Origin of the sequence: Rothia sp. BD8, assembly GCF_044878465.1 — a bacterium.
GTDB lineage: Bacteria > Actinomycetota > Actinomycetes > Actinomycetales > Micrococcaceae > Rothia > Rothia kristinae.
This window is the reverse complement of sequence record NZ_JANJES010000001.1, coordinates 34991-48288: the sequence shown is the minus strand read 5'-3', so window position 1 is coordinate 48288 and position 13298 is coordinate 34991. Positions and strand designations below refer to the sequence as shown.

The following is a 13298-nucleotide window of genomic DNA, read 5'->3' as shown; positions in this document are numbered from 1 at the left end:
ACACGATGTACGCCCCCGGGCCCGCCGGGCAGGACGACGCCGCCCCCGCCCCGAGCGCGAACCTCACCCGCCCGGCCGAGATCTCCGACATCGCCAAGATCGAGCGCGCCGAGACCCGCGGGGACCGCATCGACGAGCCCGAGCACTTCTCCACCCCGCTGCTGCAGGGGGACTTCGGCTCGGAGCGCTTCCTGGACCGGGAGACCTCCTGGCTGGACTTCAACACCCGGGTGCTGGAGCTGGCCGAGGACCCGAACCTCTACCTGCTGGAGCGGCTGAACTTCCTCTCCATCGTCGCCTCCAACCTGGACGAGTTCTTCATGGTCCGGGTCGCGGGGCTCAAGCGGCGCATCGCCACCGGCATCGCCGTGCCCTCCGCGGCCGGGCTGACCCCGGAGGAGCAGATGGAGGAGATCTCCGAATCCGCCCACCGGCTGCAGCAGCGCCACGCGCAGGTCTTCCATGAGCAGGTGCTGCCCCGCCTGGAGGAGGAGAACCTGTTCATCGTCGGCTGGGAGGACCTGGAGGAGGAGGCCCGGCAGCGGCTGTCCGCCGAGTTCCAGGAGCGGGTCTTCCCGATCCTCACCCCGCTGGCCGTGGACCCGGCCCACCCCTTCCCGTACATCTCCGGGCTGGCCCTGAACCTCGCCGTCATCGTGCGCAACCCGCAGACCGGCAAGGAGCTGTTCGCCCGCGTCAAGGTCCCGGACCAGCTGACCCGGATGATCTCCGTGGACGGGCCCAAGACCACCAACTCCTCCTCCCGCCCGGCCCGGTTCATCCCGCTGGAGACCGTCATCGCCCAGCACCTGGACCAGCTGTTCCCCGGCATGGAGGTCGTGGAGCACCATGTGTTCCGGGTGACCCGCAACGAGGACCTGGAGGTCGAGGAGGATGACGCCGAGAACCTCCTGAAGGCCCTGGAGAAGGAGCTGCTGCGCCGACGCTTCGGCCCGCCCGTGCGCCTGGAGGTGGAGGACTCCATCAACCCCGCGATCCTGGACCTGCTGGTCTCGGAGCTGCGCATCGACGAGTCCGAGGTGTACCAGCTGCCCGCCCCGCTGGACCTGCGCGGGGTGTCCAACATCGTCAAGGTCAACCGGCCCCGGCTGCACTACCCCACCTATGTGGCCCACACCAGCCGCTTCCTCAACGCCGCGGAGACCGCCAAGGCCGCGGACGTGTTCGCCGCGACCCGGGACCACGACGTGCTGCTGCACCACCCGTACGACTCCTTCGCCACCAGCGTCCAGGCCTTCCTGGAGCAGGCCGCGGCGGACCCGAACGTCATGGCGATCAAGCAGACCCTGTACCGCACCTCCGGGGACTCCCCCATCGTGGACGCCCTGATCGAGGCCGCGGAGGCCGGCAAGCAGGTGCTGGCCCTGGTGGAGATCAAGGCGCGCTTCGACGAGCAGGCCAACATCTCCTGGGCCCGCAAGCTCGAGGAGGCCGGGGTGCACGTGGTCTACGGCATCGTCGGGCTGAAGACCCACTGCAAGCTGTCCCTGGTGGTGCGCCGGGAGGCCGACGGGCTGCGCCGGTACTGCCACATCGGCACCGGCAACTACCACCCCTCCACCGCCCGGTTCTATGAGGACCTCGGCCTGCTGACCTGCGATGCGCAGATCGGCGAGGACGTCTCCCGGCTGTTCAACCAGCTCTCCGGGTACGCCCCGAAGACCACCTTCAAGTCCCTGCTGGTGGCCCCGCGCTCGCTGCGCTCGGGCCTGATCGACCGGATCAACCGGGAGATCGCCCACCAGCGGGCCGGGCTGGCCGCGAAGATCCAGATCAAGTGCAACTCCATGGTCGATGAGGCGATCATCGACTCCCTGTACCGGGCCTCGCAGGCCGGGGTGCGCGTGGACGTCGTCGTGCGCGGGATCTGCGCGCTGCGCCCGGGCGTGCCGGGACTGTCCGAGAACATCACGGTGCGCTCCGTGCTGGGCCGGTTCCTGGAGCACTCGCGGGTGTTCACCTTCGCCAACGGCGGCAAGCCGGTGGTCTACATCGGCTCCGCGGACATGATGCACCGGAACCTGGATCGGCGCGTGGAGGCGCTGGTGCGGATCAAGGACCCGGTGCACGTGGAGTACCTGCTGACCCTGTTCGACCTCTACCTCTCCGAGCGCACCTCCACCTGGCACCTGGACGGCGACGGCGTGTGGACCCGCCACGCGCTGGACGCCCAGGGGCGCCCGCTGATGGATGTGCAGAGCCACTACCTGGAGTCCCGGGCCCGGCAGGGCTCCTCCTCCCGAGGCTGAGCCAGCCTCCCGCGGGTCCCGCCGCCCCGGCGCGTCGGGGCCCCAGTGCGCGCGCAGCCGTCATCGATCCCCTCACCCGAAGGAAGCTCCCCGATCATGTCCAAGCCCTCTTTCCCCGCCGTCGTCGCCGCCGGCGCCCTGTGCTGGCGCGAGCGCGAGGGCGTGCTGGAGGTCCTGATCATCCACCGCCCCAAGTACGACGACTGGTCCTGGCCCAAGGGCAAGCGCGACGACGGCGAATCCGTGCCGCAGACCGCGATCCGGGAGGTCGCCGAGGAGGTGGGCCTGAGCATCACCCTGGGCGCCCCCCTGGCGGTGACCACCTACCAGGTCAAGCAGGGCCGCAAGGACGTGCACTACTGGGCCGCGCACGTACCCGCCTCCGCCCAGGCCCACCAGGACGGCGGCGAGGTGGACGAGCTGCGCTGGGTCACCCCGGAGCAGGCCCGGGACCTGCTGACCAACGCCACCGACACCGAGCCCCTGGACCGGCTGGTGGCCCTGCACGAGGCGCAGGATCTGCGCACCCGCGCCGTCATCGTGGTGCGCCACGCCAAGGCCAAGCCGCGCTCGTCGTGGTCCCGGGCCGAGGGCGATCGGCCCCTGGCCGCGACCGGCAAGCGCCAGGCGGTGGCCGTGGGGAAGCTGCTGGCGGCGTGGAAGCCGCAGAAGGTCATCTCCAGTCCGTGGGTGCGCTGCATGCAGACGGTCGCCGGGTACGCGAAGGCCGAGGGCCTGGTGATCAAGGACAAGAAGCGCCTGACCGAGGCGGAGCACTCCCGCAAGCCGGGGAAGGTCGCCAAGCTGATGGAGGCCGTGTTCGAATCCGGGACCTCCACCGTGGTGTGCACGCACCGGCCGGTGCTGCCCACGGTGCTGGCCGTGGTGGACCGGCACCTGCCCAGGGCGCTGCGCGCCCAGCTGCCCACCGAGGACCCGTACCTGAGCCCCGGGGAGATGATCGTGCTCAATGTGAGCCGGAAGCACCGGGGCCGCGTGGTCTCCCTGGAGCAGGTGAAGCCCAGCGATGACTGAGACGACGTCGATCCCCACCCCCTACGAGGACCTGCTGCGCGACATCCTGTCTCACGGCACGCACCGTCCGGACCGCACCGGCACCGGGACCACGGGGGTGTTCGGCCGGCAGATGCGCTTCGACCTGGCCGAGTCCTTCCCGCTGCTGACCACCAAGCGGGTGCACTTCAAGTCCGTGGCCCTGGAGCTGCTGTGGTTCCTGCGCGGCTCCTCCAACGTGCGCTGGCTGCAGGAGCGCGGGGTGAGCATCTGGGACGAGTGGGCCGATGAGGACGGCGAGCTGGGCCCGGTCTACGGGGTGCAGTGGCGCTCCTGGCCCACGCCGTCGGGCGGGCACATCGACCAGATCGCCCAGGTGATCCGCTCCCTCCGGGAGAACCCGTTCTCCCGCCGGCACGTGGTCTCCGCGTGGAATCCGGCCGAGGTGGAGGACATGGCCCTGCCCCCGTGCCACGCGCTGTTCCAGTTCTATGTGGTCCCGGACGATGCCGGGGCCCCGCACCGGCTGTCCTGCCAGCTCTACCAGCGCTCCGCGGACATGTTCCTCGGGGTGCCGTTCAACATCGCCTCCTACGCGCTGCTGACGCTGCTGGTCGCCGACCAGGTGGGCCTTCAGCCCGGGGAGTTCGTGTGGTCCGGCGGGGACTGCCACATCTACGACAACCACCGGGAGCAGGTGGCCGAGCAGCTGAGCCGCGAGCCGCGCCCGTACCCTCAGCTGCGGTTCCGGCACCGCGACTCCCTGGATGCCTACGAGTACGAGGACTTCGAGCTGGTGGGCTACGACCCGCACCCGACGATCAAGGCGCCGATCGCCGTATGAGCGGGGTGGGCCCCGAGCTGGCGGCGATCTGGGCGCAGGCCGCCGGAGAGGTGATCGGACGGGACGGGGGGATGCCGTGGCACTGTCCCGCGGACTTCGCGTTCTTCCGCGAGCGCACGATGGGCTATCCGGTCATCATGGGCCGGGCCACCTGGCAGTCCTTCCCGCAGCGGTTCCGCCCCCTGCCGGGGCGGACCAACATCGTGCTCTCGCGCACCGTCTCCCCCGGGGAGCACGACGGCGCCCGGTGGGTCCGCGATCTGCCCGAGGCCCTGCGGGTCGCCGCCGAGGCGCCCAGTGGGTCGGAGCGGATCTGGCTGCTCGGCGGGGCGTCCCTGTACGACCGGGCGCTGGGGGCCGAGGACCTTCCGGTGGTGCGCGGGGGCCGGGTGTCCCGGGTGCTGGTCACGCAGCTGGACGCCGAGGTGCCCGGAGACGCCCGCGCCCCGCAGCTGGGCCCGGAGTGGTCTTTGCGGGAACTGGGCTCCGGCGTCGACCCGAAGGCCCGGGTGGCCGGTCCCGACGGCGCCCTGTCCCCCGCGGCGCTGCCCTATCGCTTCCTGGAGGCCACCCGCTGAGCTCACGCTTCGCGGCCGTTTGGGGAGCGGTCGGCGGGTTGTGGAGCGGCCTCACCGCTTCGCAACCCGCCGACCGCTTCCGAAACGCCCGGCCACCGCGGCGCGGCCCCCACCCGGCGGGGCATCTTCCGTAGACTGGGGCCCATGACTTTCCACCCTGGAGATCCCGTAGGATTCGTCGGCTGGCGCGGCATGGTCGGCTCCGTGCTGATGCAGCGCCTGGAGCAGGAGGGAGACTTCGCGGACTTCACCCCCGTGTTCTTCTCCACCTCCGCCGCCGGCTCCCCCGCGCCGACCTTCCGCGGCGCCGAGGAGCCCAGCACCCTGCAGGACGCCTACGATCTGGACGAGCTGGCGCTGCTGCCTGTCATCGTGACCACCCAGGGCGGGGACTACACGAAGGCCGTGCACGGGAAGCTGCGCGAACGCGGGTGGGACGGGCTGTGGATCGACGCCGCCTCGACCCTGCGCCAGGAGCCGGACTCCGTGATCGTGCTGGATCCGGTGAACAGGGACGTCATCGACCGGGCCCTGGAGGCCGGGATCCGGGACTTCATCGGCGGCAACTGCACCGTGTCCTGCCTGCTGATGGGCCTGGGCGGACTGTTCCGCCGCGGGCTGGTGCAGTGGAGCACCGCGATGACCTACCAGGCGGCCTCCGGCGGCGGGGCCCGGCACATGCGCGAGGTGCTGGCCGGGTTCCGCGACGTCGCCGGGACCGTCGCGCAGGAGCTGTCCGATCCGGCGTCGGCGATCCTGGAGGTGGACCGGAAGGTGCTGGCGATGCAGCGCTCCGGTGAGCTGGACACCACCCAGTTCGAGGTGCCGCTGGCCGGCTCCCTGATCCCGTGGATCGACGCGGATCTGGGCAACGGGCAGTCCCGCGAGGAGTGGAAGGCGGATGCCGAGACCAACAAGATCCTGGGCCTGGACGGCGATGACCGGGTGGTCATGGACGGGCTGTGCGTGCGGATCGCGACGATGCGCTCCCACGCCCAGGCCCTGACGATGAAGCTCACCGAGGATCTGTCGGTGGAGGAGATCGAGCGGATCATCGACGAGGACAACGAGTGGGCGCACGTGGTGCCCAACACCAAGGAGGACACGATCCGGGACCTGACCCCGGTGGCGGCCTCCGGGTCCCTGCGGATCCCGGTGGGGCGCATCCGCAAGCTGGCGATGGGCCCCGAGTACATCTCCGCCTTCACCGTGGGGGATCAGCTGCTGTGGGGCGCGGCCGAGCCGGTGCGCCGGATGCTGAAGATCGCCGTCGGCACCCTCTGACGGGCGGCCCGGCCCCGGGCTGGCCCGGCCCCGCCCGCCCGCCCCGGCTTTGGGAGGGGTTTCGGCGTTTGGGAGCGTTCTCGCGGCTCCCAAACACCGAAACCCCTCCCAAACGGGCACGGAAGGAGGGCGCTGGCGGCTCGACCGCGGGACGGTCAGACTGCACGATCGGGGAACCACAGCGGGTCCTTCGCCATCCCCTCGGGGATATCCATCTCGGTCAGCCACGATTCGTCCGCGCCTAACAGCAGCCGATGCAGATCCCGGATGACGGACGCAGAGGGATCCACGGTGCGCACGATGAAGACGGCGAGGGAGAGCGGATAGTTGATCCGCTCCGTGTCGGCACCCGCCAGTGAAGGTTCCAACAGCCCAGGAAGACGACGGATCGTCGCCACGCGCAGGGAGGTCCTCCGGTTCCAGACGCGCGCATGGTGGGCAGATCGATTGCGCAGAACCGTGAAGACGCGCAGAAACCTGGAGAGCACCTCGGGCGGCAGCCCGCATTCCCGGGCGATCCCCTTGCGGAGGCTGTCCTCACGGAGGTTGTCATACCACTTGGAGAGGAGCCCCAGACTCATGATCTCCGCGGCCATCCAGATCGGGGGCAGCGGATCCTGGTACTTGTTGCGGAACTCCTCGATGAACTGCTCCGGTGCCCCGCCGGTCATGCACTCTTCCAGTTTGCGCCGGTCTCGACGGAACGCCGGGGCGGAGGAGTACAGGGTCTCGTCCAGGTATCCCATGGGCCCGTGCGCCTGACCCAGATGGTTCGTCATCGCAGCCCGCAACCAGGCTTCGATGGAATGGGATAGGCGCATGATCTGCGATCGCAGCTGCGCATCGAAATCGTAGAGGCGCAGTACCTCGTCCAGGGTGGCGCCGGGTTCGAGGACCTCCCATTCCTCTCCGTAGAACCACCACAGGTAGCCCGCCAGACGGTAATAGCTCATCCGGCGCAGTGTCAGTTCGATCTTCTCGGCCGGTGCGTCAAGGCCTCGGCTGCGCAGCCGCAGCGCCTGATCCCGCAGGGAGAGGGACGGTTTGGTGTAAGGGGCCTTGGACATGAAGAAACCCGCCTATTTGAGGATCTGCTGTCACCAGCAGACTAGCCTTGGCGGGTCTTGTTGTCTCTCATTCTACCGCATCGCCGCGGGCTTCGTCGGCCGTTCCCCACCCCCGCCTCAGCTGTGGGAGGGGTTTCGGCGTGTGGGAGCGTTCTTGCGGCTCCCACACGCCGAAACCCCTCCCAAACGCGGGCAGAGACGGCGCGGGCGGCGGATAGGGTGAGGGGATGGAGATCTGCGCGACCCGGGCGCTGGAGCGCGCCGAGCTGATCCGCCTGTACGACGCCGTCGGCTGGTCCGCCTACACCCGCGAGCCGGAGCTGTTCGGCCCGATGGTCGACGGGGCCTGGCTGGTGCTCGCGGCGCGGGAGGGGGACCGCCTCGTGGGGCTGGTCCGGGTGGTCGGCGACGGCGCCACCGTCGCCTGCATCCAGGATCTGCTGGTGCTGCCCGAGCATCAGGGCTGCGGCATCGGGAGGGCGCTGCTGGACCGGGCGCTGGAGGCCTGCGCGGGGATCCGCCAGATCTACATCACCACGGACGACGCCGCCGCGAACCAGCGGGTCATCGATCTCTACCGCTCGCTGGGCTTCCGCCCCACCCCGGAGATGGGGCTGACAACCCTCACGCTGCAGCGCTGACCCGCCGCCCTGCCCTCCCCGGCCCCGGTTTTGGGAGGGGTTTCGGCCTTTGGGAGCGTCCTCGTGGCTCCCAGACGTCGAGACCCCTCCCAAACGCGGGGGGGGGGGGACGCTACGGCTCAGGCGCGGGCGGCCGGGCGGTGCGGGGCGCAGCAGTGGCGGGAGTGCCAGGCGGCCTTGATGCGCGCCTGCCGCACCTTCGCCTCGGCGCGCCGCTCGGCCCGACGGACTCGGCGCTGGGCCTTCGCCGCCCGGCGCTCGGCCCGCCGCGCCTGGATCCGATGCCACACGGCCAGCACCTTGGCCTTGGCCCACTGGTTGAAGCGGTGCACGATCGGGTACTCGGTGGCCAGCACGCCCAGCCCCAGGAAGACCGCGAGCCACCCCGGGCCCGGGGTCACCAGCATGACGACGCCGGCCAGCACGATCACCCCGCCGACCAGGGTCACCAGGGTCTTGTGGACGAAGCGCAGCACCGGGTGGCGATGGGTGAAGGCCTTGAAGCGCCCCAGGGCGCGGTGCACGCGCCCCTCGCGCTGGCCCTGTTCGATCTCCCGCTCCAGGGAGGAGGCGGGCTGGGTGCGCACCTCGACGGCAGCCTCGGCGGAGGCGGTGCTCGGGTGCGTGCGGACTGCGGTGGATGATGCCATCAGTCGGCATCCTACGGCCTGGTCTCCCGGGAATCCATGCCCTGGCCCACCAACGCCGCCTCTCCTCTCGGATTCTCCGGAAACACACCGGCGGCGCCCCGGAAACACCCCGCTCAGGTCCTTGTCCGCGTCGGCGGCCGGTGGTGTGATGGCGGTATGAAGAAGCTCATCAACGATCCCGCCGACGTGGTCCGCGATTTCCTCACCGGATTCGCCGCCGCGCATCCCACCACCCACCGCGTGGACGCCGAGCAACGCCTGGTCCTGCGCTCGAGCATGCAGGAGGGCAAGGTCGGCGTCGTCTCCGGCGGCGGCTCCGGACACGAGCCCCTGCACGCCGGCTTCGTCGGCCCCGGGATGCTCGACGCCGCGGTGTGCGGGGAGGTCTTCACCTCTCCCGTCCCGGACCAGATCCAGGCCGCCACCGAAGCCGCTGACACCGGCGCCGGGGTGCTGCACATCGTGAAGAACTACACCGGCGACGTCATGAACTTCGACATGGCCGCGGAGCTGGCAGAGGACACCCGAGTGGAATCCGTGATCGTGGCCGACGACGTCGCGGTGGAGGACTCCTCCTTCACGGCCGGTCGCCGAGGGGTCGGCGGCACGGTGTTCGTGGAGCGCCTGGCCGGGGCCGCGGCCGCCGAGGGTCGGGACCTGGACGGCGTCGTGGCCGTCGCCCGGAAGGCCGCCGAGTCCTGCCGCTCGATGGGGGCGGCCCTGACCTCCGGCACGCTGCCCGCCCACGGGAAGCCGTCTTTCCAGCTGGGTGAGGATGAGCTGGAGCTGGGCGTCGGGATCCACGGCGAACCCGGTCGCTCCCGTGAGCCGATGGCCCCCGCCGCGGAAATCGCCCGGAAGCTCACCGAGCCCGTACTCGCCGAGATCCCCTCGGGCCAGCCCGTCATCGCGATGCTCAACGGCATGGGCGCCACTCCCCTGTCCGAGCTGTACCTGATGTACGGCGAGGTCGCGAAGGTCCTGGCCGAGCACGAGGTGGAGGTCGCCCGCGTGCTGGTGGGCGACTACATCACCAGCCTGGACATGGCCGGCTGCTCCCTGACCCTGATGCCCGCCGATGACGACCTGCTGCGCCTGTGGGATTCCCCCGTGGACACCCCCTCGCTGCGCTGGGGAGCCTGAGACTCCCGGACGATGCCGCCCGGGAGCCGGGCCGATTCTCGGCCCGTCCCAGCCCCGATACCCCGTCCGCCGCGGCCCGAGTCCGGGAGGCCGCCTCGGATGTCACCCCGTTCCCGGACGGATGCGAGGAGAAGCATGGATACCGCCGATGCCGCCACATGGGTCGAGCGCGCCGCCGAGCTGATGCACGAGCACGCCGAGGAGCTGACCGAGCTGGACGCCGCGATCGGGGACTCCGATCACGGGGCCAACATGGATCGCGGCTTCGCCGCCGCGGCCCGCCTGGGCTCCGCGGATTTCGACGACGCCGCGGTGTACCTGAAGAAGGTCGGGATGACCCTGGTCTCCACCGTGGGCGGGGCCTCCGGCCCCCTGTACGGGACGTTCTTCCTGCGCTTCGCGAAGGCCTACGATGCCGGGCAGGATCCGGCGTCGGCCTTCGCCGCGGCCTTCGAGGCCGGGGCCGAGGGCACAGCCGAGCGGGGGAAGTCCCAGGAGGGCGAGGCGACGATGCTCGATGCGCTGCTGCCCGCCTCCCGGGCCCTGACCGAGAAGAGTGGGGACGGGCTGGGTCCCGCCCTGGAGGCCGCGCAGCGGGCCGCCGAGGAAGGGGCCGCCGCGACCGAGGACATGGTGCCGACCAAGGGCCGGGCCAGCTACCTGGGCGAGCGGGCCAAGGGCCATCGCGATCCCGGGGCGGCGTCGGCCGTGCTGCTGGTGCGCGCCGCACGGGAGGTGCTGGCATGATCGGGATCGTCATCGCCTCTCACTCCGCGCCGCTGGCCGAGGCGGCCCGGGAGCTCGCCCTGCAGATGGTCGCCAAGAATCCGCCGGCCCTGGAGCTGGCGGCCGGCACGGAGGACGGCGGGCTGGGCACCGACGCCGCGAAGATCGTGGAGGCCGTGCAGCGGGCCGATTCCGGAGACGGGGTCGTGGTCCTGATGGACCTCGGCTCGGCCGTGATGTCCGCCGAGATGGCCGTGGAGATGCTCGAGCCGGAGCTGGCCGAGCGCACCCGCCTGTCCCCCGCCCCGCTGGTGGAGGGCCTGGTGGTCGCGGCCGTCACGGCCGCTTCCGGCGGGGACCTGGACCGCGTGGATTCCGAGGCCCGCGGCGGCCTGCGCCCCAAGGAGAAGCACCTGGGCTGACGCACCGGGGCGACCACCCGGGCCGCCCCGGCCGCGCCCCGCCTCACCTGCGAGGCCCGCGGGGTCCGGCGGGGTCCCGTCAGATCCGGGTGCCGACCACCACGGGCTCGGCCTCCAGGCGCACCCCGAACTCCCGCTGGACGCCCTCGCGCACCGCGCGGGCCACTGCCACGACGTCGGCGGCGGTGGCCTGCCCGCGGTTGGTGATGGCCAGGGTGTGCTTGGTGGACAGGGCGGCCCGGCCGCCGGCGACGGCCGCGGACTCCCCCTCCAGCCCGTAGCCCTTGTCGAAGCCCGCGTGCTGGATCAGCCAGGCCGCGGAGAGCTTGGTCAGGGACTCGTCCACCGCGCCGTCGGCGTCCAGCACCGGGTAGCGCGGGGCATCGGCCGGCAGGTCCGCCCCGGCGTCGGCCGGGATGATGGGGTTGGTGAAGAAGGAGCCGGTGGAGTGCGTGTCGCGGTCCGCCGGGTCCAGGACCATGCCCTTGCCGGCGCGCAGACGCAACACGGCCTCGCGCACGCGGGACGCCGGGACCCGCTCACCGACCTCGGTGCCCAGGCTCCGGGCCAGCTCCGCGTAGCGCAGGGGCGCGGAGTCCGCGCGGACCTCCAGATCGAAGCTGACCTGCAGCACCGCCCAGCGCGGGGAGGGCCCGAGCATCTCCCGCTTCAGCGCGGAGTCCCGGTAGGCGAAGGCCATCCGCTGCCGGTCGAAGACCTCCACGCGCCGTTCGACGCGGTCCCACAGCCGGGCGGAGGCGAAGTGCTGGGAGATCTCCGTGCCGTACGCGCCGACGTTCTGCACCGGGGTGGCCCCGACGGTGCCGGGGATCCCGGAGAGGGTCTCCAGCCCGGACAGGCCCTCTTCGAGGCTGCGGGCCACCAGGCCGTCCCAGTCCTCCCCGGCCTCGGCGCTCAGGCGCGCGCTGCGTCCGTCCTCGGCGCGGCGCACGGTGACGCCGGTGCTCGCGGTGTGCACCACGGTGCCGTCGAAGCCGTCGTCGCCGACCACCAGGTTGGAGCCGCCGCCTAAGATCAGCACCTGATCCCCGGCGTCATCGGCCGCGATCAGGGCGTCGATGATCTCCTGCTCGGTGCGCGCGCGCACGTAGGTGCGGGCCGGGCCGCCGACGCCGAGGGTGGTCAGTTCGCTCAGAAGGGTCTCGCTCACTCGGCCCAGTCTAGCCGCGGGCCGTCAGCCGACCAGGCCCGGCGCCCGCCGGTGCCCGCCGGGACGCGGGCGGCTCGGGCAGCACCGACGAGACGGACTCAGCTGAGCCGGTGCACCCGCTCCTCCTCCGGGGTGGCCAGCTGCGGGACCAGCAGGAAGGAGACGACCACGAGCACCAGGACCACGGACAGCCCCTGCCGGACCCCCAGCGCCTCCCCGAGCAGACCCAGGATCGGGGGGCCGCCGAGGAACGCGCCGTAGCCGACGGTGGAGACCACCGAGACCCGCGCGGAGGCCTTCATCGGGTTGTCCGCCGCGGCGGACATGCCCACCGGGAAGCCCAGGGCCGCGCCCAGGCCCCACACGAAGATCGCGCCCATTCCCAGCCACAGCCACGGGGACAGCACGAAGGTCCCCAGCCCCACCACGGCCAGCACGCAGGCGATGCGCATGACCCGCACCCGCCCGTAGGCGTTGAGCAGACCCGTGCCCAGCAGCCGCCCGGAGGTCATCGCGGTGACGAACAGCCCGTAGCCCACGGCCCCCACGGAGTCGGAGGCGCCGTAGCCGTGGGTCAGGGCCAGCGCGACCCAGTCGTTCGCGGAGCCCTCGGCCAGGGCCATGCCCAGCACGAACACCCCGAGCAGCACGGTGCGCTTCTCCATCCAGGCGTAGCGCACCGAGAACTTCCCCGGCACCGCCTCCGGGTCCACGATGGCCATGATCCCGGTGGTCGCCGGACGCACGTCCTCGGACTCGGTGCGAGTGAAGGCCATGCCCACCACCACCAGCACGATCACGACGGCGTAGACCGCTGTCATGTGCGCGGCCACGGACACGCCCAGGGCCGTCATCGCGGTGCCGACGATCGAGCCGATCACCGTGCCGACCGAGAAGCAGCCGTGCATCAGGGGCATGCGCTGCTTGCCCAGGGCCCGCTCCACGGCCGCGCCCTGCACGTTCGCGGCCACCGAGTAGGTGGCCTGCCCGAGGCCGAACAGCCCCAGCCCGATGCCGGCCAGCGTCACCGAGCCCAGCACCGACACGGCGTAGGCCAGGCCCAGCCCGCCGAGCATCATCAGCGCGAAGGTGATCCACAGGGTCCGCTGGGCCCCCAGGCACATGACCACCATCCCGGAGGCGGACACCGACAGAAACGCCCCGAGGGTCTGCGCGAGCAGCAGCAGCCCGAGCGGGCCGGCGCTGAGGTGCAGCTGCTGGGCGATCGCCGGGACGCGCACGAGCCACGCGGAGATGGACAGGCCGCTGGCCAGGTAGATCCCGAGCACAGCGAAGAGCCAGGCGCGGTCTGTCACGGGGCGGCGCCCGGTGGTGCGGGTGATCATGGTCTTCTCCTGGCGACGCACGAGAGCGGATCCGGTGCGGATCCGGCGGCAGGTGTTGCGATGACGAGGCGGCGCCCCTCCCGGAGAGGGCGTACCCCTCCGGAGGGGCCGGGGCAGGAGCCCGAACGCCGCGGGATGCTTC

The 13298-nt window shown here is 71.6% G+C and carries 13 protein-coding genes; 9 read left to right on the top strand and 4 right to left on the bottom strand.

Translation table 11 applies throughout. The features are described from left to right. The first annotated feature begins 5 nt into the window (after positions 1–5). From NQ707_RS00205 to asd, 5 genes are all read left to right on the top strand, one after another. Positions 6–2270, top strand: coding sequence for an RNA degradosome polyphosphate kinase (locus NQ707_RS00205; RefSeq protein ID WP_375542949.1), 2265 nt, complete (start codon positions 6–8; stop codon positions 2268–2270). 96 nt (positions 2271–2366) lie between these two features. After that, positions 2367–3305 carry an NUDIX domain-containing protein gene (locus tag NQ707_RS00200; RefSeq protein WP_404434007.1) on the top strand — a complete coding sequence of 313 codons (939 nt, stop codon included), beginning with the start codon at positions 2367–2369 and terminating at the stop codon, positions 3303–3305. Then, the gene (locus NQ707_RS00195) at positions 3298–4128 is read left to right on the top strand and encodes a thymidylate synthase (RefSeq protein ID WP_404434003.1); all 831 of its coding nucleotides are present in this window, start codon (positions 3298–3300) and stop codon (positions 4126–4128) included. The genes NQ707_RS00200 and NQ707_RS00195 overlap by 8 nt, the downstream gene beginning before the upstream one ends. Further along, entirely contained in the window at positions 4125–4706 is a 582-nt protein-coding gene (locus tag NQ707_RS00190; protein ID WP_404434001.1) for a dihydrofolate reductase, read from the top strand. The genes NQ707_RS00195 and NQ707_RS00190 overlap by 4 nt, the downstream gene beginning before the upstream one ends. A gap of 144 nt (positions 4707–4850) precedes the next feature. Continuing rightward, entirely contained in the window at positions 4851–5990 is a 1140-nt protein-coding gene (gene asd / locus NQ707_RS00185) for an aspartate-semialdehyde dehydrogenase (protein ID WP_404433999.1), read from the top strand. Positions 5991–6145: 155 nt separating this feature from the next. On the opposite strand, the gene NQ707_RS00180 is transcribed toward asd, so the two are convergent. Next, the gene (locus NQ707_RS00180) at positions 6146–7057 is read right to left on the bottom strand and encodes an Abi family protein (RefSeq protein WP_404433997.1); all 912 of its coding nucleotides are present in this window, start codon (positions 7055–7057) and stop codon (positions 6146–6148) included. A 227-nt stretch (positions 7058–7284) separates the two neighbouring features. Between NQ707_RS00180 and NQ707_RS00175 the strand changes: the two genes are divergently transcribed. After that, positions 7285–7698, top strand: coding sequence for a GNAT family N-acetyltransferase (locus tag NQ707_RS00175; protein ID WP_061225609.1), 414 nt, complete (start codon positions 7285–7287; stop codon positions 7696–7698). A gap of 119 nt (positions 7699–7817) precedes the next feature. Here NQ707_RS00175 and NQ707_RS00170 read toward each other — a convergent pair whose 3' ends face one another. Continuing rightward, a complete protein-coding gene (locus tag NQ707_RS00170; protein ID WP_404433991.1) occupies positions 7818–8348 on the bottom strand; it encodes a PGPGW domain-containing protein in 531 nt (176 codons plus the stop codon). Between the two features lie 156 nt (positions 8349–8504). Between NQ707_RS00170 and dhaK the strand changes: the two genes are divergently transcribed. The 3 genes from dhaK (at position 8505) to dhaM (ending at position 10639) form a co-directional block, all read left to right on the top strand. Beyond that, a complete protein-coding gene (gene dhaK, locus NQ707_RS00165) occupies positions 8505–9491 on the top strand; it encodes a dihydroxyacetone kinase subunit DhaK (protein WP_075515163.1) in 987 nt (328 codons plus the stop codon). Between the two features lie 135 nt (positions 9492–9626). Beyond that, the gene (dhaL, locus tag NQ707_RS00160) at positions 9627–10238 is read left to right on the top strand and encodes a dihydroxyacetone kinase subunit DhaL (RefSeq protein ID WP_404433986.1); all 612 of its coding nucleotides are present in this window, start codon (positions 9627–9629) and stop codon (positions 10236–10238) included. Continuing rightward, positions 10235–10639, top strand: a complete 405-nt coding sequence (gene dhaM, locus NQ707_RS00155) for a dihydroxyacetone kinase phosphoryl donor subunit DhaM (protein ID WP_058731143.1) — start codon at positions 10235–10237, stop codon at positions 10637–10639. Before dhaL ends, dhaM begins: the two co-directional genes overlap by 4 nt. Before the next feature lie 79 nt (positions 10640–10718). Here dhaM and NQ707_RS00150 read toward each other — a convergent pair whose 3' ends face one another. Both NQ707_RS00150 and NQ707_RS00145 read right to left on the bottom strand, forming a co-directional pair. After that, positions 10719–11810 (bottom strand): UDP-N-acetylmuramate dehydrogenase, encoded by a 1092-nt coding sequence (locus tag NQ707_RS00150; RefSeq protein ID WP_058731144.1) that lies wholly within the window; start codon positions 11808–11810, stop codon positions 10719–10721. Positions 11811–11908: 98 nt separating this feature from the next. Continuing rightward, the gene (locus NQ707_RS00145) at positions 11909–13156 is read right to left on the bottom strand and encodes an MFS transporter (protein ID WP_404433981.1); all 1248 of its coding nucleotides are present in this window, start codon (positions 13154–13156) and stop codon (positions 11909–11911) included. Positions 13157–13298: the final 142 nt, after the last annotated feature.

What these genes read in the sequence shown, in the direction of transcription:
- dhaM (WP_058731143.1), top strand. Translation starts at nt 10,235, where the DNA reads ATGATCGGGATCGTCATCGCCTCTCACTCCGCGCCGCTGGCCGAGGCG.
- asd (WP_404433999.1), top strand. Translation starts at nt 4,851, where the DNA reads ATGACTTTCCACCCTGGAGATCCCGTAGGATTCGTCGGCTGGCGCGGC.
- NQ707_RS00195 (WP_404434003.1), top strand. Translation starts at nt 3,298, where the DNA reads ATGACTGAGACGACGTCGATCCCCACCCCCTACGAGGACCTGCTGCGC.
- NQ707_RS00170 (WP_404433991.1), bottom strand. Translation starts at nt 8,348, where the DNA reads ATGGCATCATCCACCGCAGTCCGCACGCACCCGAGCACCGCCTCCGCC.
- dhaK (WP_075515163.1), top strand. Translation starts at nt 8,505, where the DNA reads ATGAAGAAGCTCATCAACGATCCCGCCGACGTGGTCCGCGATTTCCTC.
- NQ707_RS00175 (WP_061225609.1), top strand. Translation starts at nt 7,285, where the DNA reads ATGGAGATCTGCGCGACCCGGGCGCTGGAGCGCGCCGAGCTGATCCGC.
- NQ707_RS00180 (WP_404433997.1), bottom strand. Translation starts at nt 7,057, where the DNA reads ATGTCCAAGGCCCCTTACACCAAACCGTCCCTCTCCCTGCGGGATCAG.
- NQ707_RS00200 (WP_404434007.1), top strand. Translation starts at nt 2,367, where the DNA reads ATGTCCAAGCCCTCTTTCCCCGCCGTCGTCGCCGCCGGCGCCCTGTGC.
- dhaL (WP_404433986.1), top strand. Translation starts at nt 9,627, where the DNA reads ATGGATACCGCCGATGCCGCCACATGGGTCGAGCGCGCCGCCGAGCTG.
- NQ707_RS00190 (WP_404434001.1), top strand. Translation starts at nt 4,125, where the DNA reads ATGAGCGGGGTGGGCCCCGAGCTGGCGGCGATCTGGGCGCAGGCCGCC.
- NQ707_RS00205 (WP_375542949.1), top strand. Translation starts at nt 6, where the DNA reads ATGTACGCCCCCGGGCCCGCCGGGCAGGACGACGCCGCCCCCGCCCCG.
- NQ707_RS00145 (WP_404433981.1), bottom strand. Translation starts at nt 13,156, where the DNA reads ATGATCACCCGCACCACCGGGCGCCGCCCCGTGACAGACCGCGCCTGG.